A 21,883-nucleotide genomic window follows, 5' to 3' on the forward strand; every position below is an offset into this window, starting at 1 on the left:
TCGCTAATTCGAGGAAGCTGTGGTCGGACCGGTTGCGGCAACGGCGCCGACGATCGGTGCCGCGGCCCCGTTGCTCGTCGCCGTGAGGCGGCCCTCGGCCACCGTGAGCACCAGCGCTGTTCCCTCGGGGGCGTCGGCCGCCGAGCGGAGCACGGCGCCGCCCGGCAGCTGAGCGATGGCGTAGCCGCGGTCGAGCGTGCCCTGGGGTGACAGCGCGCGCAGCTGGCTGCGCAGTTCGGCGAGTTGTGAGCCTGAGCGTTCGAGCATCCGGCCGGTGAGCTCCACGCCGCGCGCGACATACCGGGTGAGGTCTTCGGAGCGGGAGTCGATGATCCAGTCGGCACCGCTGAGCACCGGGCGGGAGCGCAGTTGGCCGATGCGGTCAACCTCGTGCGAGAGGATGCCGGTGAGCCGGGTGCTCAGGCGCGCCCGGGCCTGCTGCACCCGGTTGAGCTCGTCGGACACGTCGGGAACGACGCGCTTGGCGGCATCCGTCGGTGTCGACGCACGCAGGTCGGCGACGTCGTCGAGCAGCGGACGGTCGGCTTCGTGGCCGATCGCGCTGACCAGGGGCGTGACGCAGGCGGCTGCGGCGCGCACGAGCGACTCGTCGCTGAACGCGAGAAGATTCTGAAAGTCGCCGCCACCGCGGGCGACGATGATCACGTCGACCTCTGGATCGGCGTCGAGGCGCTGGATGGCGGTGGTCACCTCGCCGACGGCACGCTCACCCTGCACCGCGGCATGAGCCACACGAAAGCTCACCGCCGGCCAGCGCAATTGGGCATTGCGGATGACGTCTTTCTCGGCATCCGAGTCTTTGCCGGTCACCAAACCGATGCAGTGGGGGAGGAATGGCAGCGGTTTCTTGCGGCTCGCGTCGAAGAGCCCTTCGGAGGCGAGTTGCTTGCGCAGTCGCTCGAGGCGTTCGAGCAGGTCGCCGAGACCGACGTGGCGCAGTTCGAACACCTGCATGGTGAGGGTGCCGCCCTTGACCCAGTAGTTGGGCTTGACCAGTGCGATCACGCGGTCGCCCTGCTTGAAATCGGAGGTGAGGCGCGACTTGACGGAGGACCAGACGGTGAAACTGACCGTGGCATCTTCGTTCAGGTCTTTGAGTTTGCCGTAGACGTTGCCGCCGCTGACGCCCCACTGCGTGACCTCGCCCTCGACCCAGGCCGTGCCGAGTCGCTCGATGTAACCGCGGATCTTCGACGACAGCAGGCCGACCGGCCACGGCGTGTCGACGGTGGACGGGGCATCGGTCGCGACGGCGTCGCTCATCACGGTCTCCTTCTGGGGGACTCTCAGGTGGCTGCGCCGTAGACTGAGGGGGTGACCACTCGTACGAATTCGCCCGTGATCGGCCTCGGCATGCCTCGAATCCCGAGCCTGCGCAACAGGCTCAAGGATACCCCCGTCAATGGGCCGAAGAAGGTGCTGCTCGCCGCGCCCCGCGGCTACTGCGCCGGTGTCGACCGCGCCGTGATTGCGGTCGAGAAGGCGCTGGAGCACTACGGTGCACCGGTGTACGTGCGCAAGCAGATCGTGCACAACATCCACGTGGTCACAGAACTTGAAGCCAAGGGCGCCATCTTCGTCGAGGAGGTCGACGAGGTTCCGACCGGTTCGCACCTCGTCTTCAGCGCGCACGGCGTCTCGCCGGCCGTCGTCAACGCGGCCGCCGAGCGCGGTCTGCAGGCCATCGACGCCACCTGCCCGCTCGTCACCAAGGTGCACCGCGAAGCCGTGCGCTTCGCACGGGACGACTACGAAATCTTGTTGATCGGCCACGAAGGCCATGAAGAAGTCGAAGGCACTGCCGGTGAAGCTCCCGAGCACACCACCATCGTCGGGAGCCCAGACGAAGCCGACACCATTGAGGTGCGCGACCCGAACCGGGTCGTCTGGCTGTCACAGACCACGTTAAGCGTTGACGAGACGATGGAGACGGTGCGCCGCTTGCGCGCCCGCTTCCCGAACCTGCAAGATCCGCCCAGCGACGACATCTGCTATGCCACCCAGAACCGCCAGGTGGCGATCAAGAAAGTGGCCAAGGACGCCGACCTCGTGATCGTCGTCGGCTCCGCCAACTCTTCGAACTCGGTGCGCCTGGTCGAGGTAGCTCTGGAGTACGGCGCGAAGGCCGCTTACCGGGTGGACTACTCGAGTGAGGTCAAGCAGGAATGGCTCGACGGCGTGAACACCGTCGGCGTCACCAGCGGTGCGTCAGTGCCCGATGAGCTCGTACAAGAACTGCTGGCCGATCTGGCGGATGCCGGCTACGGCGATGTGCAGGAAGTCAAGACGGCCGAAGAAGACCTGATCTTCTCGCTGCCGAAAGAGCTGCGTAAGACGCGCAGCGGCACGACCGACGAGCGTGCGCTCGGTGGGCGCAACACGGTGTCGTCAGAGCCGGGCTGCAACGACCTGTAGGCGTTGAGGCCGGACAGGCTCGACCGTTGGTCGAGCCTGTCGAGACCCCGCGACCTGGTCCTGAGATCAGGTCCCGTGATTTCGACAGGCTCAATCACCGAACGGCTACTGCGTTTGGTAGAAGTTCAGCAAGGTCGGGTCGGTCGTCAAGACGATCGACAAGAAGACGAAGATCGCGACGACCGACAACACGCCACCGATCAGCGGGATGTAGAACGCGCGGCGACGCCGACGCATCACCAGGGCTGAGACCACTGCGGTCACGACCCAGATCGCGCCCTGCGTGAGCTTTCCGGCCAGGATCAGGCCGGCCACCCCCGCAGCGGGAGTGTAGGTGCCGAGTTTCTCCTGCGTGTAGAGCATCTGAACCGCTTCGGGCACCGAGCTCAAAATGGCGAGGGCGGAGAAGAGTCCGAGTAGCCCCACCACGAGAAGAGCGATGGTGATCGGGCGATCCCAGGCGGGAGCGCTGCCCTGCGACTTCGTCGACAGATCGCCGAGGTGCGGCGACGGGGCAGGAGCCCCGAACCCCTGTCGGCCCGAATTCGTCGCTGGGTTCGCCGCCGACGTCGCGTCGGAGGAAGGGGCGGGCGTGATCTGGCTGTGCGGGTTCGCACCCGGGGGCGGACTCCAGGTCCACCCCTCGGGGGCGAGTTCGCCGTACTTGGGTCGTGGCCGTTGATCTCCGGGCGGTGTCGTCGGTTGAGGTTCAGCGGGTTCGGAACCTGCCGGGGGCGTACCCAGGTTGTCGGCCATCGTCATCCTTCGTACTAGCTGTTCGAGTGCCCGGCGGAGCCGAGCTGGCGGGTCGACTCGACCACGCGTGCGGCCATAGCCGACTCGGCGACCTTGCCCCAGGCGCGCGGGTCGTAGAGCTTCTTGTTTCCGACCTCGCCGTCGACCTTGAGCACGCCGTCGTAGTTCTTCAGCATGTAGTCGGCGATGGCGCGGGTGAAGGCGTACTGGGTGTCGGTGTCGATGTTCATCTTCACGACGCCGTTGGCGACGGCCTCGGCGATCTCGGCATCGGTCGAGCCGGATCCGCCGTGGAAGACGAGGTCGAGCGGCTTGGCGGCGGTGCCGTACTTCGCCTGCAGGCCGTCCTGGATGTCCTTCAGCAGCTCGGGGCGCAGCTTGACGTTGCCGGGCTTGTAGACGCCGTGCACGTTGCCGAAGGTGAGTGCGGCCATGTAGCGGCCCTGCTCGCCGAGGCCAAGCGTGTCGACCATGGCGATCGCGTCGTCAAGGGTCGTGTACAGGTTGTCGTTGATGTCGTGGCTGACACCGTCTTCTTCGCCGCCGACGACGCCGATCTCAACTTCGAGGATCGCGTTGATCGCCTTCGTGCGCTTGATCATGTCCCTGGCGATTTCGAGGTTCTCGCCAAGCGGAACCGAGGAGCCATCCCACATGTGCGACTGGAAAATCGGGTTGCGGCCGGCCTTCACCTCTTCTTCGGAGGCTGCGATGAGCGGCATCACGAAGTCGTCGAGGGCGCCCTTGGGGCAGTGGTCGGTGTGCAGTGCAACGGTGACGGGGTAGTTGTCGGCCACCGAGTGCACGAAACGAGCGAAGGCCAACGCACCGGATGCGCGGTTCTTGACGGTGTGGCCGGCGAAGTAGTCGGCGCCACCGGTGGTGACCTGAATGATGCCATCGGAGCCGGCCTCGGTCAGGCCCTGCAGAACGGCGTTGATCGACTGCGAAGAGGAGACGTTGAACGCCGGGTAGGCGAAGCCCTTGTCTTTGGCCTTGTTCAGCATTTCTGCGTACTGGTCGGGGGTTGCGATGGGCATTGCTTCTCCTCGTGACGTGCGGATGGGGCTGCCTGATCAGGCTAGATAGTGAAAGTCTATTGACACTTGTGAACTTGTGCCCGCTGGCCAGTCCGCGGCGAGCAGTTCCGCCACAATTGAACCGTGCTCCCACTCACTCTGACCGACGACCTTCTGCAGCAGATTCTGGGCGTGACCGGGGCGGCGGCGCTCGCCGCCACGCCGCTCGTCGGCGCGGGCGACCGCAACGCCGTCGACGGAGCAGCGGTGGCCGGGATGCGACAGGCATTTTCCCGCGTGCCGATCGACGGGGTCATCGTGGTCGGGGAAGGGGAGAAAGACGAAGCCCCGCTGCTCCACACCGGCGAACGCGTGGGAACCGGGGCCGGACCCCGCGTCGACGTGGCCGTCGACCCGGTCGATGGAACGCGGCTCGCCGCTGAGAATCGCCCCGGTGCGATCGCGGTGATGTCGGTGGCCCCGCGGGGCAGCCTGTTCGACCCGGGACCCGTGTTCTACCTCGACAAGTTCGTGACCAGTGGGGCTGCTGCCGGCCTTCGCCTCGACGCGCCGACCGTCGATACGCTTCACGAACTCGCCGCCCGACTCGATCGGTCGGTCACCTCGCTGCGGGTCGCGATTCAGGACCGGCCACGCAATCAGGCCTACGTGGATGCCGTGCGCTCGGTGGGCGCCTCGGTTGTCAGTTTTCGAGACGGCGACGTCATCCCCGCCCTGCACGCCGCCCACCCCAGGGGTTCGATCGACCTGCTGCTCGGCATCGGCGGGGCGCCGGAGGGGGTGCTCACCGCGGTGGCGGTGCGGGCGCTCGGCGGAATCATGCAGGCGCGTCGGTCGCCGCAGACACCCGCCGAACGGGGCCGCACCCACGCCGCCGGACTCTCGACCGTCGAGGTTCTGGAGCTCGCCGATCTCGCCGCGGCCGACGGCTACTTCTTTCTCACCGCCGTCACCGATGTCGAGGGGCTGCGCGAGTTGGGGGTCGACGACCTCCCGGGTGTGCGACGACTCGCGACCGGCTCTGAAACCGTTTCGCTGCTCGTGTCGCCGGGCGGGGGCATCCGGCGCCAGGCAGATGTGCACAAGCGTGCAGCCGATGCTGACCCTGCCGGGCCTGGCCGACCGGCAACACGCGAGTAGGCTGAAGCCGGCGGCACTGGGATTCCAGCGCCGGCCCGATGATGGGCCTCGCCACTGCCACACGACTCGTCCGGGAAGGACCATTTAGTGACCAGCACCGATTCCGCCAACCTCTTCGAGCACCCTGATCGCAACCTTGCGATGGAGCTCGTTCGCGCCACCGAAGCCGCGGCAATTCGTGCCGTGCCGTTCATCGGACGCGGCGACAAGAACGCCGCAGACGGCGCTGCCGTCGACGCCATGCGCAAGTTTCTCGGCACCGTCAACTTCGACGGCGTCATCGTCATCGGCGAGGGTGAAAAAGACCACGCGCCGATGCTCTTCAACGGCGAGCACGTCGGCAACGGCCGCGGCCCGGCCTGCGACATTGCCGTCGACCCGATCGACGGCACGAGCCTGACCGCGACCGGTCGCCAGAACGCCATCTCGGTGATCGCCGTCTCCGACCGGGGCACCATGCTCGACGCCTCGAGCGTGTTCTACATGGACAAGATCGCCACCGGCGCGGTCGGCCGCGGCGTCGTCAGCCTCGACCAGTCGATCGGCGACAACATCCGTGAACTGGCCAAGGCGCTCGGCAAGCCGGTCGGCGAGATGAGCATCGCGGTGCTCGACCGCCCGCGTCACGAAGGTTTGATCGACGCCATTCGCACGGCCGGCGCCGGAACCCGGCTGATGCTCGACGGCGACGTCGCCGGTGGCATCAACGCCGCCCGCTACGAGACACGCATCGACATGTGCGTCGGCATCGGCGGAAGCCCGGAAGGCATCACCACCGCCTGTGCGTTGAAGGCACTCGGCGGATTCATGCAGGGCCGCCTCGCTCCCGGCAACGACACCGAGCGCGCCAACGCGGTGGCTGCCGGACTCGATGTCGACAAGCTCCTCGAGATTGACGACATGGTCAGCGGCGACAACACGTTCTTCGTCGCTACCGGCGTCACCGATGGCGGGCTCGTCGACGGCGTGCGTCGCAAGGGTCCGATGATCCGCACCGAAAGCATCGTGCTGCGTTCGCGTTCGGGCACCGTGCGTCGCGTTGTGGCCGAGCACCTCGCCTCGAAGTGGCTCTAGCCACCACCGCAACAGCTACACGGGGAACCTGAATTGAGAGAGTGCCGGTGCGAGTAGCCGACCTGCTGGAGCGCCCAGACCTGGGCTTGAGCGTCGTCTGGGCGACTCCGGACATGCTCGAACGCTCGGTGGAAGGCGCGTACATCGTCGACCTGCCGAGCCCCGGTCACTTTCTCTCGGCACACAACCTCGTGCTCACCAGCGCGCTCTGGGCGCAGGGTCCGGAGAGCGCCGAGGTGTTCATCTCGGAGCTGGCCGGCAAGAACGCTCCAGCGGTCGTAGTCGGCCGCATCGTGATCGGCGAGATTCCCGACTACGTCGAGGCTGCCTGTCGTCGCTGGGGAGTGGCGCTTCTCACCGTCTCGAAAACCGTCTCGTTCAAGTCGATCGCCCAGTTCATCGAGTCGTCGGTGGCGACCGGTGAGTGGCCCGAAATCTCCCGCAGCATCGGCTTCGACCGCAAGCTCCTCGACACGCTGGCTTCCGGGCCCGGTGCGCAGGGCGCGTTGAGTTTGTTCCATCAGGAGTTCGCCGTCGGATGCTGGGTGCTCGATTCCGGGGGAGCGCTCACCGCGGTCGTCGGTGCGGATCCCAGCATCGAATGGCGGGCCGCGGTCTGGAACCGGATGCTCGGGGCCGGCCGGTCAGCCGCGGTCGTGCCCGATGAAGAGGGACGCCCCTCCTCGGTCTGGCCGATCCTCGGCGACGGGGATCATCCGGTCGGTTTTCTGGTCTGTTCCGGCGACCACCGTGAGTGGCCCGCCGACCTGGAACGCGTCATCCGCACCCTGATCGCCGTGGTGCGGGTCGAACTGGAACTCGCGAACTACCGCCGGGCGACCGAACTCGAACAGGTCGGCGAGCTCGTCACGATGCTCATCGACGACGCGGTGTCGCCGGGGGAGGCGTCGGCGCGACTGCGTCTGTTGGGCGTCGACCCGGCCCGCCCGCTGATCGTCGTCGCCGCCACCATCGACGACCACAACTATCCGCCGCTCGCAGTGCTCGGCGCCGTCACCGCGCTGGTCGGCGACGGTACGAACACGGTGCTCGGCACGCAGCGTGACGCCGAGGCACTGGTTCTGATCAGCGGCGATGATGCGAAGCCGGAGCGGTTGATCGAACTCGCCGGCTGCCACAGCACGGCCCAGGGTCTGATGCTCGGCTCCCGCCGGCTGCGCCTCGGACTGAGCGAACAGATCAGCTCGGTCGACCAGCTCGCTCTGGCTGTGACCACCGCTCGGGCACGGATGCTGTCGGTCACCGGAACGGGGCCGATCACGTGGGGAACCGGATCCACGCCGCCGTCGCATGAGGCGCTGCTCTCCATGCTGCCCGAGCGCGTGCGCGGCTCGTTCGCCGAAAGCCTGCTCGCGCCGCTCACCGACTACGACGAGCGCCACGGCTCAGACTTCCTGCTGACCTTGCGCGTCTTTCTCGATTCCGGGGGGGCCTGGCAGCAGGCTGCCGGCCAACTGCACGTGCACGTCAACACCCTGCGCTATCGGATCGGGAGGATCGAAGCGCTGACCGATCGCGACCTGTCGAGCATGAAAGACCGGGTCGACCTCTATCTGGCACTGTCGATCATGCAGTGAAGCGGAGGTTCGCGATGCCGCGCGCAGCGGGGTCCGGCACCCGGCTGAACCGGGGCGAGACGACTTCTTCGACGACGATCTCCGTCACGTACTGAACCGTCGCGGCCAGGAGATGGCCGGCGTAGGCGGTGGCTGAGTACGACTTGAGGCCGACCGCCACGTGCAGGTGCGGCAGAACGCGCACTCCGTCGCCATCCCAGGCGATGGTTCCCGAGCCGATTCCCTCGACGTTGGTCAGGTGCACCGACTTCGGCATCGGCTCGAACTCGTCATCGACGGGCTCACAGGTGCCGATCAGTGACAGTGTGCTGAACGCACCGAGGAACACCGGAAGGTAGCCCTGCTCGACGCCGTTCTCGCGGCAGAACCGGGTCAGGCTCTCGGTCACGTCATCGCCCGGCTGCAGCACGAGAGCGAACCGGCGACCGGCGGTCAGCTCAGCGCTGAACATCAGTGATCCCGGCGAGCAGGTGGGCATGGAGCGGCGTGACAAGTTGAGACAACGGTACGAGTTCCTCTGAATGAGTGAGGCACAGGGTGTGCGGATGAATGCCCAGCACATCACCGTTGATGAGGCATCCATTTGAGCTAATCACAGGGGTCTCAGCACGTACACGGAGGATCCGCCAAGGTTCGGTGCCCGCCGGGGGCGGCGACACTGGCGGTTCCCACAAAAGGCTTCTTCTCAGGCAGTTCTTGGCACACTGGTAGCTGGCTTTCGGATGATCCACCAATGTCAGGGGGTCATCGGCGCCCGATTCTTTGTAGTCGCTGTCGTAGAGATTGAATCCCACGCCAGCTTTACTAAAGAGTGACCGTTTGGTCAGTGTCACACACCCCTTTTTCGCGGCAACGTCGCCGTCACACGTTCCCATACTGTGTCAGCAGGCAAACGCGGAAGGTTCTCTCCATGCTCTCCAACACGTCACTCACGCGCTCCAACGGGCCGCGCTCATGAGCGCCGCCCACGCCGCTTCCGCCACTCATGAGCTTGAGGGCATCCAGATCTGGGACGGCCATAGCGCGCTCGGTGCGAGCACCCTGCGTTGGAGCGATGACAACATCGTCTCGGTTGAGCCGGCGGATGCCGCTGCCGAGTTCAGCGAATACAGCATCATTCCCGGCCTCGTCGACACCCACGTGCACCTCGGCGCCTACGCCGGGCAGCGCAAGGTCGACTGGTCGAGCTGGCCGCTGATCACACCCACCGAAGAGCGGGTCTTCCACATCGCCGCGAACGCCCAGCGTGCCGCCCGCGCCGGAGTCACCACGCTGCGCGATCTCGCCGGCGACGAGCGTCAGCTGGCCGTGGCCCGCGTGTTCAACGAAGGAATCCAGCAGGGTCCCCGCATCGTGGTCAACGGTCAGGTCGGCATGACCGCCGGGCACGGCGATCTCTTCATCCCGCCGCACTACCCGCACCGTGATCCCGTTGCCGACAGCCCCGACGAGTGCCGCAAGCGCGTGCGCGAGTGGGCCCGTGCCGGCGCCGACGGCGTCAAGATCTACACCAGCGGCGGCGTGCTCTCGATGGGTGACAAGGTGGGTTGGCGTAACCAGACCAACGCCGAAATCAGCACCACCGTCGACGAGGCACACGCCCTGGGGATGCTCGTGGCCGCCCACACGCACACCGAGATCGGCGTCGACATCGCCCTCGACCACGGCGTGGACTCGCTCGAACACGGCACCGGCATTGTCGAATCGCACTTTGCTCGCCTGCTCGAGCGCAACATCCCCGTCGCCCCGACCTTGATGATCAACGATGTGATCGCCGAAGGCCGCGTCGATGTCTCGGCCGAAGCGCAGGAGAAGGCACAGGATGTTGTGGCCGAGCGCAACCGCAACTTCACTCGGGCAGGCGAGGCCGGGGTGCGTTTCGTGCTCGGCACCGACGCGAACGGCGTCTTCGTGCAGTTCGGCGACCAGCTCGAAGAAGTTCGACTGATGAAGGAGATGTTCGGCTGGACGGCCGAGCGCGCCCTCATCGCCGCCACCTCCGATGCCGCGGATGCGATCCGGATGGGCAGCACCGTCGGAACCATCGCCCCCTCGTTCGGCGCCGACTTCGTCGTGATCAAGGGCCGCCCGTGGGAGCAGCTCGACACGCTGCGCCCCGAGAACATCGTGGCCGTCGTCTCCCGCGGCGCCGTGATCTCCGGCGCACTGCCGGTGCGCTCCGCGCTCCAGAGTTCCTAACCACCCGCACCACCCGCCGCGCAGGGGGCAATGCGCGGCCTCACCCCTGCACCACCTCCACACAGCGAGCAGTACCTTGAAGGGATCCACAGTGAGCAGCAAGACCACCCGTGCAATGCGATGGGCGGCCGCACCGATCGGTGCACTGGCAGCAGTCAGCCTCCTCGCCGGCTGCGCCGCCGGTATTGAATCGGCACAGGACAACGTCATCTTCGCCCTCAAGGAAGACCCGACCTGTCTTGACCCGCAGCAGACCACCGTCACGACGGCGCTGAACGTCGGTCGTCAGGTCGTCGACTCGCTCGTCGACCAGAACGCCGAAACCGACGAGATCGTGCCGTGGCTCGCAGAAACCTTCGAGACCAACGCCGACCTCACCGCCTACACGTTCACGCTGAAGAAGGGTGTCACGTTCAGCGATGACACCGCGCTGACCAGTGACGTCGTCAAGGCCAACTTCGACGCGCTCTACGCGATGGGCGCATCCGCTTCGCTCGCCTCGCAGTACCTCGCCGGCTACGACAGCGTCGACGTGACCGACGACCGCACCTTCACCGTCAACTTCACGCAGCCGAACGCCCAGTTCCTGCAGGGTGCCTCGACGATGACGCTCGGACTCGTCTCCGAGGCGACCACCGTCTTGACGCCGGAAGAACGCTGCCAGACGGTCATCGGCGCCGGACCGTTCACCTATAAGTCCTACGTGCCCAACGACTCCGTCGTGATCGAGAAGCGCGCCGGCTACGACTGGGCGTCCAGCCTGCGTGAGCACTCGGGTGAGGCACTCGTGAACACCATCGAGTTCCCGATCATCGTCGAGAACGGCGTGCGCACCGGCGGTCTCGACTCCGGTGAGTTCGACATCATCCAGGACCTCCCGTATGCCGATGAGGCGCGCTTCACCACCGGCGACTTCAACATCTACTCGAAGGCCAACCCGGGAATCCCGAACAGCCTCATCCCCAACACGTCACGCCCGATCGTCTCGGACGACGCCGTGCGTCAGGCGATGCTGCTCGGCACCGACCGTGGCGAGATCAACGAGCTGACCGGCGCCTCCAGCGGTGTGCCGCCGACAAGCGCGCTGACGTCGACGACGCCGGGCTTCGCCAGCCAGGAGAAGGCGATGGAGTACAACCCGAAGGCCGCCGAAGCCCTGCTCGACAAGGCCGGCTGGACCATGGGCGCCGACGGCATCCGTGAGAAGAACGGCACCAAGCTCTCGGTCACCGTCACCGGTTTCTACGCCCAGGATGTGCTCGAGGCCACCTCGATGCAGCTCGCGAAGATCGGCATCGACCTCAAGCTGAACATGGTCACCGCCGGTGACTTCTTCGGCGCGATCGCCACCGGAGACTACGACTTCCTCGGAGCCGGCCTCGCCCGCACCGACCCCGACGCACTGCGCGTGCTGTTCTCGAAGGACAGCAAGGCACGCTGGGGCATCGTCGACAACGCCGAGCTGGAGTCCGTGCTCACCGAGCAGGTCAAGACCGCCGACCCCGAGGCGCGCGCGAAGCTCGTCGCCCAGGCGCAGAAGCTCATCATCGACAACGCCTACCTCATCCCGACGCTCGAGACCGGGCAGCTTCACGCGTCGCGGGCCGGCGTCGAAGGCGTCGAGTTCGACTCGGCCTCCCGCGTGCTGCTCTACGACGTGCGCGTCGCCGAATAGTCACACGCCCTCCCTCAAGGTCATCAGTTCGTGGAATCAGTAGGAACGTCACCCGTGCAGAGAACTCTGGCGGTGCTGCGCTTCGTGGCACCCAAGCTCATCCAATTCGCCTTCGTGATTTGGGCGACCTACACAGTGACGTTCCTGCTGATCCACCTGCTTCCTGGTGACCCGTTGCTCGCCGCGCTCTCGGTCAAGGGCGGGGATGCGACGACCACCGATCCCGCGACGCTCGCCGCGATGCGCGAGAAGCTCGGTCTCGACGGCACGCTCTGGGACCAGTACCTCGGCAACTTCCTCGCCGCCTTGCGCGGAGACCTCGGCGTCTCGATCGCCACCGGCCAGCCGGTCGACGCGATGATCGCCCGGGCGCTGCCCAATACGGCATCCGTTGCCGTACTCGCCCTGATCTTCGGTGTTGTCACCTCGGTGGTGCTCACCTTCTTGGCGTTCCTTACGCCGTCACGCTGGGTTCGTCAGACGCTGCTGCAGATCCCGCCGCTCGGCGTGGCAATTCCCGCGTTCCTGAGCGGACTTGTGCTCGTCAGCGTCTTCTCGTTCGGCCTCGGCTGGTTGCCGGCCTCCGGCACGCGCAATCCGGCCGCGGTGATCTTGCCCGCGATCACCCTCGCGCTGCCGATCGGCGCCATCTTCTTCCAGGTGTTCTCCTCCGCAGTGATGGAGGCGATGCGCAGCCCCTACGTCTTCACGGCCGTCGCCAAGGGTGTCTCGCCGCGCAGCATCTTCCTGCGGCACGTGCTGCGCAACTCCCTGCTGCCGTCGATCACCATCCTGGGCCTTTTGATCGGTTATCTCGCAGGCGGAACCGCCGTTGTCGAGACGGTGTTCTCCCGGGATGGCATCGGCCGGCTCACGGTGGACGCCGTGCTGGCCCGGGACGCCACGGTCATTCAGGGCGTCGTTATCGTCGTCGCCCTCGTCTACTCGGTGGTGAACCTGATCGTCGATATCTCCTACGGCATCATCGATCCGCGCACCCGGGGATCGTTCGGCCGGCGTGCGAAGTCGGGGAAGCCTGCCCCCGCCGCCGTGCCTGCTGCTGTGACTGTTGCCGCTGGTGCATCCGTCGCCCCCTCCGTCGAAACCGCTCTGACCGAAGCGGGAATTGAGTCATGAGAAACCTGCAGAAACCCGGCGTGATCGTCGCCGGACTCATTCTCCTGGCCGCCGTCGCCGCCATGGTCCTTCCGTCGCTGTTCGCCACTCACGACCCATTCGTGGGCGTGGCCGCCGACAAACTGTTGCCTCCGTCGGCGACCTACTGGTTCGGAACCGACCACCTGGGCCGGGACGTCTACTCCCGGGTCGTTCACGGCGCGTTCCTCTCGCTCTCCTCGGCCGGAGCCGCCGTGCTCGTCGGTGTCGTCGTCGGCGCGGTCGTCGGACTGATCTCCGGATTCGTCGGCGGCAAGCTCGACTTCGTCGTGATGCGTTTTGTCGACGTGCTGATCGCCGTTCCCGGCGTGCTGCTCGCCCTCATCGTCGTTGCCGGTCTCGGATTCGGTCCCTGGTCGGTCGCTCTCGGCGTCGGGCTGGGTGCAGCGGGCTCGTTCACGCGCATCATGCGGTCGCAGGTCGTACGCATCCGCAACGAGGAATATGTCGAAGCGGCTCGCACGCTCGGCGTGAAGTGGCCGTCGATTCTGGTCGAACACGTGCTGCCGAACTCGGCGAAGCCGGTCATCGCGCTGGCCGCACTCGAACTCGGAACCGCGATTCTCGCGGTCTCCGCCCTGAGCTTCCTTGGCTTCGGCGCTCAGCCGCCGACCCCGGAATGGGGAGCTCTCGTCTCATCGGGCCGTGACTTCGTCGCGACCGCGTGGTGGCTCAGCATCATCCCCGGTGCCGTGATTTTGGTCGTAGTACTTGCCGTCAATCGTTTGGCGCGCCTGATCGGAGAAGAACGATGATCGTGCACCAGAGTGATGTCCTGCTTCGCGTCAGCGACCTGCAGATCGACTACGCAAACGGCCGTGACGTCACACACGCCGTGCGCGGCCTCGACTTCACGGTGCCGCGCGGTGCCATCGTGGCGATCGTCGGAGAATCGGGTTCCGGTAAGAGCACCCTCTCGCAGGCGCTCATCCGTCGGTTGCCCGAGGGTGGCCGCGTCGTGTCGGGATCGATCAGTTTCGACGGCCAGGACCTCCAGGCAATGCCCGAGCGGATGCTTCGTCGCATCCGTGGCGCCGAGATCGGTTTTGTGCCGCAGGATCCGAGCAACTCGCTGAACCCCCTGCTCAAGGTCGGGGAGCAGATCGCGGAGACCCTGCGGTTGCACCTCAAGCTGAGCAAGCAGGATGCCGCCGCTGAGGCCGTGCGCATCCTCGACCAGGTGGGCATTCCGGATGCCGTCAGCCGCGCTGCGCAGTACCCGCATGAGCTTTCGGGAGGCATGAAGCAGCGCGTGCTGATCGGCATCGCCTGGGCGTGCACCCCGCGCCTGGTCATCGCCGATGAGCCGACCAGCGCGCTCGACGTGACCGTGCAGCGCCAGGTGCTGGACCGGATCGAGAGCCTGGCCCGCGATCACGGCACCTCGGTCATCCTGGTCACCCACGACCTCGCGGTCGCCGCCGACCGGGCCGATCACATCATCGTGATGCAACAGGGGCGCATCGTCGAGCAGGGCACCCCCGCCGACGTGCTCGGTTCGCCCAGCCACCCCTACACGCAGGAGCTCGTAGCCGCCGCACCCGGCTTGTCGAGCAAGCGCTTGGTGCCGAGAATCGTCGATGCGGACGATGTCGAGGCTGCCGCCGCCCGCTCCGGGCTGACCCTCGGGTTCCGGTCGTCAGCGGAGTCAGTCCCGGTTGTGTCATCGGTGCCGGCAGCATCGGGGTCGCCGACCTCTTTCCCGGCCGACAACATCCTGCTCGTCGACCAGCTGACCAAGACCTACACGCTGCGTCCGTCGGGCGGTGTGGCGTCAACGCTCACCGCGGTCGATTCCGTCTCGTTCGCGGTGCCGCGTGGCAGCACATTCTCGATCGTGGGGGAGTCGGGTTCCGGCAAGACCACCACGGCACGGATCGCCGCGCGGATCATCGCCCCGGACTCCGGTCGCATCCAGTTCGACGGCGTCGACATCACCGGTCTGCGTGGCGAGGAGCTGCGCCAGCTGCGTCGTCGTGTGCAGGTCGTCTATCAGAACCCGTTCGGCTCGCTCGACCCGACCATGTCGGTTGAGCGCATCATTGCCGAGCCGCTGCGCGCGTTCGGAATCGGCTCGCGGGCCGAGCGCTCCGAGACGGTGCGGGCACTGCTGAACGCCGTGCGCCTCGACCCGGCCGTTGCCGAGCGCAAGCCGACGCAGCTCTCGGGCGGTCAGCGTCAGCGCATCGCGATCGCGCGCGCCCTCGCCCTCGGCCCGGAGCTCTTGGTGCTCGACGAGCCGGTGTCGGCACTCGATGTGTCGGTGCAGGAACAGATTCTGCAGCTTCTCGTCGATCTGCAGGTTGAGTTCGGACTCAGCTACCTCTTCATCTCACACGACCTCGGCGTCATCCGTCAAGTGTCGGACCAAATCGCCGTGATGCGGTTTGGCAAGCTGATCGAGTTGGGTACTGCCGACCAGATTCTGTCGAACCCGGCCGAGCAGTACACGCAGGAGCTGCTGGAGGCGATCCCCGGTCGTCGGGTGGCATCCGAACTCGTGGGCGTGCACTAGCCGGAGCTCGCGCGACTCGGAGTGCGTCTGTCGACGTGCGTCGACGTGGGTCTGTTTCGCTCGGGCGATTCTTCGCCGAACCGTGTCAATTGACCATTTCGAAGCCCTAAAAGTGGTGATTCGCCACGGTTCGGCGGCTAGACCGCATCCAGCTGCGCTACCTCACGCTCAGCAGCCTCCAGCTCGGCCACGAACTCGTAGGCCACCAGCTCGCGCGGGGCATCTTCGATGCCGACCAGCGGAGCCAACACCTTCGATTCGTCGAGAGCGTTGAGCTTGCGGGCGGTCGGCAGTACCTGGCGTTCCATGGAGCCGACGAAACCGTTATAGTCCTTGACCGTGCGCTCGATCGACCGACCGAGCTTCTCGATGTGCGTGGCGGTGGTGCCGAGCCGCGAGTACAACTCCTTGCTGAGGTCGAACAGAACTTGGGCATCGTGCGTGAGCACGTCTTGCTGCCAACTGAACGCGACGGTCTTCAGAACCGACCAGAGGGTGACGGGGGAGGAGAGGGCCACTCGCTTGCTGAACGCGAACTCCATGATCGACGGGTCGGCCTCGAGAGCCGAGGAGACGAGCGATTCGCTGGGAATGAACGCGATGACCAGCTCGGGCGAGGCATCCAGGCCCTGCCAGTAGGCCTTGCTGCCCAGCGTGGTGATGTGGTCACGCACCGCCTTCACATGCGCCTTCATCAGCTCGGTGCGCTGTGCGCCCAGGGCGCCGGTCGCCGAGGCGGGAATCTGGCTCGCCTCCAGGTACGCGGTGAACGGAACCTTCGCGTCGACGGCAATGTTCTTGCCGCCCGGCAGGTGCACCACCATGTCGGGGCGACCGGCGCCGGCGTCAGAGGTGATGCTCGATTGCAGGTCGAAGTCGACCCGTTCGATCAGGCCTGCCGCTTCGACGACGCTGCGCAGCTGGGTTTCGCCCCACACCCCGCGGGTATTGTTTGCGCGCAGGGCCGACGCCAGGGATTCGGCGGTGCTGCGCAGACGCTCCTCCGACTCGGTGGCCGAGCGCAGTTGCTGGCTCAGCTCGCCGTGCTGCAAAGTTCGTTGGGTCTCCAACTCGGCGACCTTCTTCTGCATGTCGTGCAGAGATTCGCGCACCGGTGCGAGCGCCTGCAACACGCGGCTCTCCTGGCGCTCCCGTTCGGTGTGCTCTTCCTGGTCGGCGCGATGACGCTCGGCCAGTTCGCGGTACTGACGCTGGGCATCCAGAACCTGCGCACGCAGGGCGTCGGTCGTCGCCTGCACCGATGCCAACTCTTCGCGCAACAGGGACGCGGCAGCGGTCTCGCGGGAGCGCACTTCGGCCAGTGCCAGTTGGTGGCGCGACTCGACTACGGCCGGGTCGTCCCCGAACGAGCGCGCAGAGGTGCGGCGCTGCAGCACGACGACAGCCAGCAGAGCGCCGACGAGTGCGCCGAGAAGCAGACCGAGGATGAGCATGAGCACGGGTTCCATGTTTCAATCCTCGCAGTGGCCACCGACACAGCTCGGCGTGGCGTCGCGGCCGCGCCGAACTAATCTCGAATCGACCCGACTGTGTGCCGCGAGGAAGGACTAGCTCAGCGCCATCGGGCCGTGCGTCGACGCGTGTTCCTTCGTCGCGACCGGGCCGATCACGCCCACCTTGACGCGGGTGACATGCGCGAGCTGCTCGATCGAGTCGACCTCATGCCGAGCTGCAGAGTGGATCATGATCGCGGCGCAGGCTTCGGCGTCGGCCAAGGCGTCGTGGTGCGAGAAGTCCTCGAAGCCGGCGGCCATCGCCACGACCGGCAGGCGGTAGGAGTCGAGGTGGTAGGTGGCGCGGGAGACCTGCAGGCTGCAGACGTACTGGAAGTCGGGCACGACGAGCCCCGAGACCGTGGTGGATGTCTTGATCACGCCGAGATCGAAGCCGGCGTTGTGGGCGACCAGGTGGTCGCCGTCGGCGAACGCTACCAAATCGGGGAGCTGCTGGGCCCAGGTTGACGCACCGATGACATCCTCGGCGCGGATGCCGTGAATCTTCGTATTCCATTCCAGGAATGCGTCATGTCCGGCCGGCGGCTGGATCAACCAGCCCACCTTGTCGACCACCCGGCCGTCGCGCACCTTGACCAAACCGACCGAGCAGGCAGAAGCGCTCGACGAGTTGGCGGTCTCAAAATCGATGGCAGTGAAGTTCAAAGGCACGCCTTAATGCTCTCACGCGTGGCTGAAGACGTCGCCCGAATCTGCTGCAGAGAGCTGAAAGCGTCGCCGGGGGCATCCGCTCAGTCGACATGCAGCCCCCGCACATCGATGAAGCCGGTACGATTGACCCTCGTGGCTCTCACTATTGCAATCGTCGGTCTGCCCAATGTCGGCAAGTCCACCCTGTTCAACGCACTCACCAAGAACAACGTGCTCGCAGCGAACTACCCGTTCGCCACGATCGAGCCGAACGTCGGTGTGGTCAACCTGCCGGACAAGCGTCTCGCGGCACTCGCCGAGGTCTTTGGCAGTGAGCGTCTTCTCCCGGCTCCGGTGTCGTTCGTCGACATCGCCGGCATCGTGCGGGGTGCGAGCGAGGGCGAAGGCCTGGGCAACAAGTTCTTGGCGAACATCCGTGAAGCGGATGCGATCGCTCAGGTCATCCGCGGATTCGAAGATGAAGACGTCGTTCACGTCGACGGTGCGGTCAACCCGGCCGGCGACATGGAAACGATCAACACCGAGCTGATCCTCGCCGACATGCAGACCCTCGAGAAGGCGATCGCGCGCTTCGAGAAAGAGGTCAAGGGCAAGAAGGCCGATCCCATCGTGGTCGAGACGGCCAAGAAGGCACAGGAGTTCCTCGACGCCGGCAAGCCGCTGTCGGCCTCAAACATCGACCTGGAGCCGATCAAGGAGCTCGGTCTGCTCACTGCCAAGCCCTTCATCTACGTCTTCAACGTCGACGAGGCCGTGCTGCAGAGCCCCGACAAGCTGAAGACGCTCGCCGACCTCGTTGCGCCCGCCCACGCCGTGTTCCTCGACGCCAAGCTCGAGTCGGAGCTCGCCGAACTCGATGACGAGGATGCCGCCGAGATGCTCGCCTCCACCGGCCAGTCCGAGAGCGGGCTCGACCAGCTCGCCCGCATCGGCTTCGACACCCTGGGTCTGCAGACCTACCTGACTGCTGGTCCGAAAGAGACTCGCGCCTGGACGATCCCGAAGGGTGCCACGGCGCCCCAGGCGGCCGGTGTCATTCACACCGACTTCCAGAAGGGCTTCATCAAGGCCGAGATCATCTCGTTCGATGACCTGATCGAGACCGGTTCGGTTGCCGAGGCTCGTGCCAAGGGCAAGGCCCGCATGGAAGGCAAGGAATACGTCATGCAGGATGGCGACGTGGTGGAGTTCCGCTTCAACGTGTAATCGAGTTCCGGTTCAACCTCTGGAAAGTGCGGGGCTCAGGTCCGCTCTGCTGTGCCAGGATTTGTTCGTGGCATCGATTCAGACCCTCAGCGATTCAGACCGACGTGCCATCGCGCGTTGGGCGCTGGCCTGTGCTGAGCGTGTGCTCCCGCTATTCGACGCTGATGAGGCGGCGGCGGAAGAGATCCGGGATGCGGTTGCTCGCACGCGTGCGTACGGCGCCGGAGAGAGCAGCGCCGCTGTCGAGATCAGCAAGCGCCTCGTTGCGGTGAAGGCAGCGAACGCGGCGACCACTCCGGCCGGTACTGCAGCAGCCAGGGCAGTTGCTCAAGCCGCGGCAGTCGCTCACATGGGTGCCCATGCACTTGGCGCGGCCGCGTACGCGACGAAGGCGGTTGCGCTGGCTCACCCGAATCAGCAGGAAGCGGTTCAGGAAGAGATTCGGTGGCAGGTGGCGCAGCTGAGCGAACGTGAGCGATCAGCGCTGCGGCTGCTTCCGCAGCTGGGCGTTGACTCCTCCGGTCCGCTCGGGGTCGGGCTTCTGTCACGTGGCATCCTGGGCGCGACGATCCGGGAGATTCAGGCGCAGATCGGCTAGGTGCCCAGGCGCAGAGTTGCTCATCGTGAGGTTGTCAACTGACGGAACGTGGTGGAGCTCCTCTGTAACGTCTAGCGTTATTGACGCATCGCGTTATACACTGTTCCGGTGATCAGATCGTTCGGGAGCAAAGACACCGAGCGGATCTGGCATCAGCAGTACGTCAAGGGTGTCGACCGGGCCGTGCAGCGAGCGACCCTGAGGAAACTCGAGCTCATCCACGCGGCCAAAGACGTGGAGGATCTCCGAATCCCTCCCGGCAACCGCCTGGAACGCTTGGCCGGGAATCGGCGCGCGCAGCACAGCATCCGCGTGAACGCCCAGTGGCGTATCTGCTTCGCATGGAGAGAGGGAGGTGCGGAAGATGTCGAACTCGTCGACTACCACTGAGAGGGACCTAATTGACCCGATCCATCCGGGGGAGATCCTGATGGAGGACTTCATCGAGGGATTCGGGATCACGCAGAATAAGCTCGCTGTCTCGATCGGCGTGCCGCCACGCAGGATCAACGAGATCGTGCACGGCAAACGGGGAATCACGGCCGACACCGCGATCCGTCTGGCCCGGTACTTCGGGACGTCGGAGGAGTTCTGGATGAACCTGCAGTCGAACTACGAGCTGCGGCTTGAGCGCCGAGCTCTACGGGACAAGGTTGCCGCGATCACTCCGCTGAAGGTTGCATGATGGATTGACGTTTCCGTCTCGCGGCTTGGCTGCTGCTCGTGCAGGGCGTGATCATGGAGCTGTCTGTGGCGATCGCGCTGCCGGTACTGGCTGAGCTAGACGCCGGGCCTAGAGCGATGCCGCTCTGAGGTCAGCGTCCGAGGTGCCTATGTCGCAATAGGCAATGAAGGGCGACGCCGCGTCTCGTTGACAATCCACTCCTCCGGATCCTGAGGGGTTATCCACAGGTTCTGGGTTTCGGCCGTTGGAGATGTTGCGCACTCGGCAGGATCGACACATGGGAATCAGATACTACGCATACGCATTCGACGCAGACATGACCGCACTCGCGCTGGCCGATCCGCTGAGTGTCATCAGCGATGACCCGCTGGCAGACGCCTGGGGCATGCCTCACGGTGCACAGGTGGCGGACACGAACTTCGTGCAGTCTGTGCCTAAGACTGACATGTTGTACCTGGACAAGGCATGGTCCTCGATGCAGGCGCTGACTGCTCCGAGCAGGGCAGGTGAGACGCCCCGAGCCGCCTACCGGATGTTCGAGGGGCAGGTCACAATGAATGGATACGGATGGAGTCCCTGGGCGCGAGCTATTGCTCCCGAGGAGGTCGTGGAGATCGCCGAAGATCTCGTTGAATTGCAGCACAGTGTGAGCGACGACATGACGACGGACCAGGACGCGCATTACATTCTCGACTTCCTGCAACGCGCTGTGGAGTTCCTGACGCAGGTGGCGGCGTCGAATCGCGGGTTCGCGTACATGATCGGTTAGCGACCGGGCTGACCGGAAGCCTGGCAGTCCGATGACCCATGCGCAGGATCCCGAGGTGTTGGGCCGCGGCGCGCCAGACGTTTCTCCGTGTGGCGACGTGGTGGAGTTCCGCTTCAACGTCTAGGTTCGCTTGTGCAACAACGCTGCTCAGCCGATTGAATTCGACTGAGCGGGCGGGCAACGATGAGCCGATTAGTCGTCCGACACCGTGCCTACCTGCTTCGCAGGCACTCCGACGACGATCGCCCGCGCAGGCACGTCCTTCGTGACGACGGCCCCCGCGCCCACTACAGCCCAATCGCCGATCGTCACGCCCGGCAGTACCGTGACGTTGGCCCCGAACCACACGCCCCGGCCGACTACGACGCGGGCCGGGTGCATGTCGGCCCGTCGGCTCAGCGACATGTCGTGATTCAACGTCGTGATGACGGCATTGTGGCCGATGAGCGATCCATCGCCGATGTCGATACCGCCCTGGTCCTGGAATCGGCAGCCGCTGTTGACAAACACATCTTCACCGAAGCGGATGTTCTTGCCGAAGTCAGCGCTGAACGGTGGGAAGAGCTGGAAGGAATCGGGGACCTCGTGCCCGGTTAACTCACTCATCAGGGACCTGACCTCATCGGGGGAGTGGTAGCGCCCGTTGAGCTCGGCGGTGATGCGCAGCGATTCTTGGCTCGCGGCGTGCATCGCCGCGTGGTGCGGCGAACCTCCGGGGATCGTCTCTCCGGCGTTCAGCGCCGTTAGAAGGTCGTCGAGTCCTTGTATTTCAGCCATCTACCCACGGTATCGCGCCAGAACAGCACCCGAGCTTGCAGTCGTTATTCGGC

Annotated in this window: 22 protein-coding genes; 14 read left to right on the forward strand and 8 right to left on the reverse strand. The window is 65.6% G+C overall.

Features of this window, described 5'->3' with window-relative positions:
• Positions 1-3 precede the first annotated feature (3 nt).
• Positions 4-1,284 (reverse strand): exodeoxyribonuclease VII large subunit, encoded by a 1,281-nt coding sequence (gene xseA, locus AB4Y63_RS17945; protein WP_441792427.1) that lies wholly within the window; start codon positions 1,282-1,284, stop codon positions 4-6.
• A gap of 90 nt (positions 1,285-1,374) precedes the next feature.
• Here xseA and AB4Y63_RS17950 point away from each other — a divergent pair, with 90 nt between their 5' ends.
• Positions 1,375-2,436: a 4-hydroxy-3-methylbut-2-enyl diphosphate reductase gene (locus AB4Y63_RS17950; RefSeq protein ID WP_441792470.1), complete on the forward strand. Its 1,062-nt coding sequence runs from the start codon at positions 1,375-1,377 to the stop codon at positions 2,434-2,436.
• A gap of 105 nt (positions 2,437-2,541) precedes the next feature.
• Here AB4Y63_RS17950 and AB4Y63_RS17955 read toward each other — a convergent pair whose 3' ends face one another.
• A complete protein-coding gene (locus AB4Y63_RS17955; RefSeq protein WP_441792428.1) occupies positions 2,542-3,192 on the reverse strand; it encodes a DUF6264 family protein in 651 nt (216 codons plus the stop codon).
• A gap of 14 nt (positions 3,193-3,206) precedes the next feature.
• Positions 3,207-4,232, reverse strand: coding sequence for a class II fructose-bisphosphate aldolase (fbaA, locus tag AB4Y63_RS17960; RefSeq protein WP_441792429.1), 1,026 nt, complete (start codon positions 4,230-4,232; stop codon positions 3,207-3,209).
• A gap of 123 nt (positions 4,233-4,355) precedes the next feature.
• Between fbaA and AB4Y63_RS17965 the strand changes: the two genes are divergently transcribed.
• The 3 genes from AB4Y63_RS17965 (at position 4,356) to AB4Y63_RS17975 (ending at position 8,044) form a co-directional block, all read left to right on the forward strand.
• Complete coding sequence (locus tag AB4Y63_RS17965; RefSeq protein ID WP_441792430.1) at positions 4,356-5,372, forward strand: fructose-bisphosphatase class II family protein; 1,017 nt, start codon at positions 4,356-4,358, stop codon at positions 5,370-5,372.
• A 141-nt stretch (positions 5,373-5,513) separates the two neighbouring features.
• On the forward strand, positions 5,514-6,446 hold the full coding sequence (gene glpX, locus AB4Y63_RS17970) for a class II fructose-bisphosphatase (RefSeq protein WP_441792471.1): 933 nt from the start codon (positions 5,514-5,516) through the stop codon (positions 6,444-6,446).
• Between the two features lie 41 nt (positions 6,447-6,487).
• Positions 6,488-8,044: a helix-turn-helix domain-containing protein gene (locus AB4Y63_RS17975; RefSeq protein ID WP_441792431.1), complete on the forward strand. Its 1,557-nt coding sequence runs from the start codon at positions 6,488-6,490 to the stop codon at positions 8,042-8,044.
• Here AB4Y63_RS17975 and AB4Y63_RS17980 read toward each other — a convergent pair.
• Complete coding sequence (locus AB4Y63_RS17980) at positions 8,034-8,495, reverse strand: PPC domain-containing DNA-binding protein (RefSeq protein WP_441792432.1); 462 nt, start codon at positions 8,493-8,495, stop codon at positions 8,034-8,036. The genes AB4Y63_RS17975 and AB4Y63_RS17980 overlap by 11 nt on opposite strands.
• Positions 8,482-8,877: a hypothetical protein gene (locus tag AB4Y63_RS17985; RefSeq protein ID WP_441792433.1), complete on the reverse strand. Its 396-nt coding sequence runs from the start codon at positions 8,875-8,877 to the stop codon at positions 8,482-8,484. Before AB4Y63_RS17985 ends, AB4Y63_RS17980 begins: the two co-directional genes overlap by 14 nt.
• A 121-nt stretch (positions 8,878-8,998) precedes the next feature.
• On the opposite strand from AB4Y63_RS17985, the gene AB4Y63_RS17990 reads away from it, so the two are divergent.
• The 5 genes from AB4Y63_RS17990 (at position 8,999) to AB4Y63_RS18010 (ending at position 15,609) form a co-directional block, all read left to right on the forward strand.
• A complete protein-coding gene (locus tag AB4Y63_RS17990; RefSeq protein ID WP_441792434.1) occupies positions 8,999-10,243 on the forward strand; it encodes an amidohydrolase family protein in 1,245 nt (414 codons plus the stop codon).
• 91 nt (positions 10,244-10,334) lie between these two features.
• Positions 10,335-11,918 (forward strand): ABC transporter substrate-binding protein, encoded by a 1,584-nt coding sequence (locus AB4Y63_RS17995; RefSeq protein ID WP_441792435.1) that lies wholly within the window; start codon positions 10,335-10,337, stop codon positions 11,916-11,918.
• A gap of 54 nt (positions 11,919-11,972) precedes the next feature.
• Positions 11,973-13,055 (forward strand): ABC transporter permease, encoded by a 1,083-nt coding sequence (locus tag AB4Y63_RS18000; RefSeq protein WP_441792436.1) that lies wholly within the window; start codon positions 11,973-11,975, stop codon positions 13,053-13,055.
• Positions 13,052-13,849 (forward strand): ABC transporter permease, encoded by a 798-nt coding sequence (locus tag AB4Y63_RS18005; protein WP_441792437.1) that lies wholly within the window; start codon positions 13,052-13,054, stop codon positions 13,847-13,849. The genes AB4Y63_RS18000 and AB4Y63_RS18005 overlap by 4 nt, the downstream gene beginning before the upstream one ends.
• Positions 13,846-15,609 (forward strand): dipeptide ABC transporter ATP-binding protein, encoded by a 1,764-nt coding sequence (locus tag AB4Y63_RS18010; RefSeq protein WP_441792438.1) that lies wholly within the window; start codon positions 13,846-13,848, stop codon positions 15,607-15,609. The genes AB4Y63_RS18005 and AB4Y63_RS18010 overlap by 4 nt, the downstream gene beginning before the upstream one ends.
• 137 nt (positions 15,610-15,746) lie before the next feature.
• Here AB4Y63_RS18010 and rmuC read toward each other — a convergent pair whose 3' ends face one another.
• A complete protein-coding gene (gene rmuC / locus AB4Y63_RS18015) occupies positions 15,747-17,078 on the reverse strand; it encodes a DNA recombination protein RmuC (RefSeq protein ID WP_441792439.1) in 1,332 nt (443 codons plus the stop codon).
• 99 nt (positions 17,079-17,177) lie between these two features.
• A complete protein-coding gene (locus AB4Y63_RS18020; RefSeq protein WP_441792440.1) occupies positions 17,178-17,795 on the reverse strand; it encodes an exonuclease domain-containing protein in 618 nt (205 codons plus the stop codon).
• Positions 17,796-17,927: 132 nt separating this feature from the next.
• On the opposite strand from AB4Y63_RS18020, the gene ychF reads away from it, so the two are divergent.
• The 5 genes from ychF (at position 17,928) to AB4Y63_RS18045 (ending at position 21,053) form a co-directional block, all read left to right on the forward strand.
• Positions 17,928-19,001 (forward strand): redox-regulated ATPase YchF, encoded by a 1,074-nt coding sequence (ychF, locus tag AB4Y63_RS18025; protein WP_441792441.1) that lies wholly within the window; start codon positions 17,928-17,930, stop codon positions 18,999-19,001.
• Positions 19,002-19,068: 67 nt separating this feature from the next.
• Complete coding sequence (locus tag AB4Y63_RS18030) at positions 19,069-19,599, forward strand: putative immunity protein (protein ID WP_441792442.1); 531 nt, start codon at positions 19,069-19,071, stop codon at positions 19,597-19,599.
• Between the two features lie 108 nt (positions 19,600-19,707).
• Positions 19,708-19,989 carry a type II toxin-antitoxin system RelE/ParE family toxin gene (locus tag AB4Y63_RS18035; RefSeq protein WP_441792443.1) on the forward strand — a complete coding sequence of 94 codons (282 nt, stop codon included), beginning with the start codon at positions 19,708-19,710 and terminating at the stop codon, positions 19,987-19,989.
• Positions 19,964-20,284, forward strand: a complete 321-nt coding sequence (locus tag AB4Y63_RS18040) for a HigA family addiction module antitoxin (protein ID WP_441792444.1) — start codon at positions 19,964-19,966, stop codon at positions 20,282-20,284. The genes AB4Y63_RS18035 and AB4Y63_RS18040 overlap by 26 nt, the downstream gene beginning before the upstream one ends.
• Positions 20,285-20,561: 277 nt before the next feature.
• Entirely contained in the window at positions 20,562-21,053 is a 492-nt protein-coding gene (locus AB4Y63_RS18045; RefSeq protein WP_441792445.1) for a hypothetical protein, read from the forward strand.
• A 192-nt stretch (positions 21,054-21,245) separates the two neighbouring features.
• On the opposite strand, the gene AB4Y63_RS18050 is transcribed toward AB4Y63_RS18045, so the two are convergent.
• Positions 21,246-21,830, reverse strand: coding sequence for a DapH/DapD/GlmU-related protein (locus AB4Y63_RS18050; protein ID WP_441792446.1), 585 nt, complete (start codon positions 21,828-21,830; stop codon positions 21,246-21,248).
• Positions 21,831-21,883: the final 53 nt, after the last annotated feature.

It is taken from the genome of Leifsonia sp. YAF41, from assembly GCF_052113185.1.
In the GTDB taxonomy this organism is placed as follows: Bacteria; Actinomycetota; Actinomycetes; order Actinomycetales; family Microbacteriaceae; genus Cryobacterium.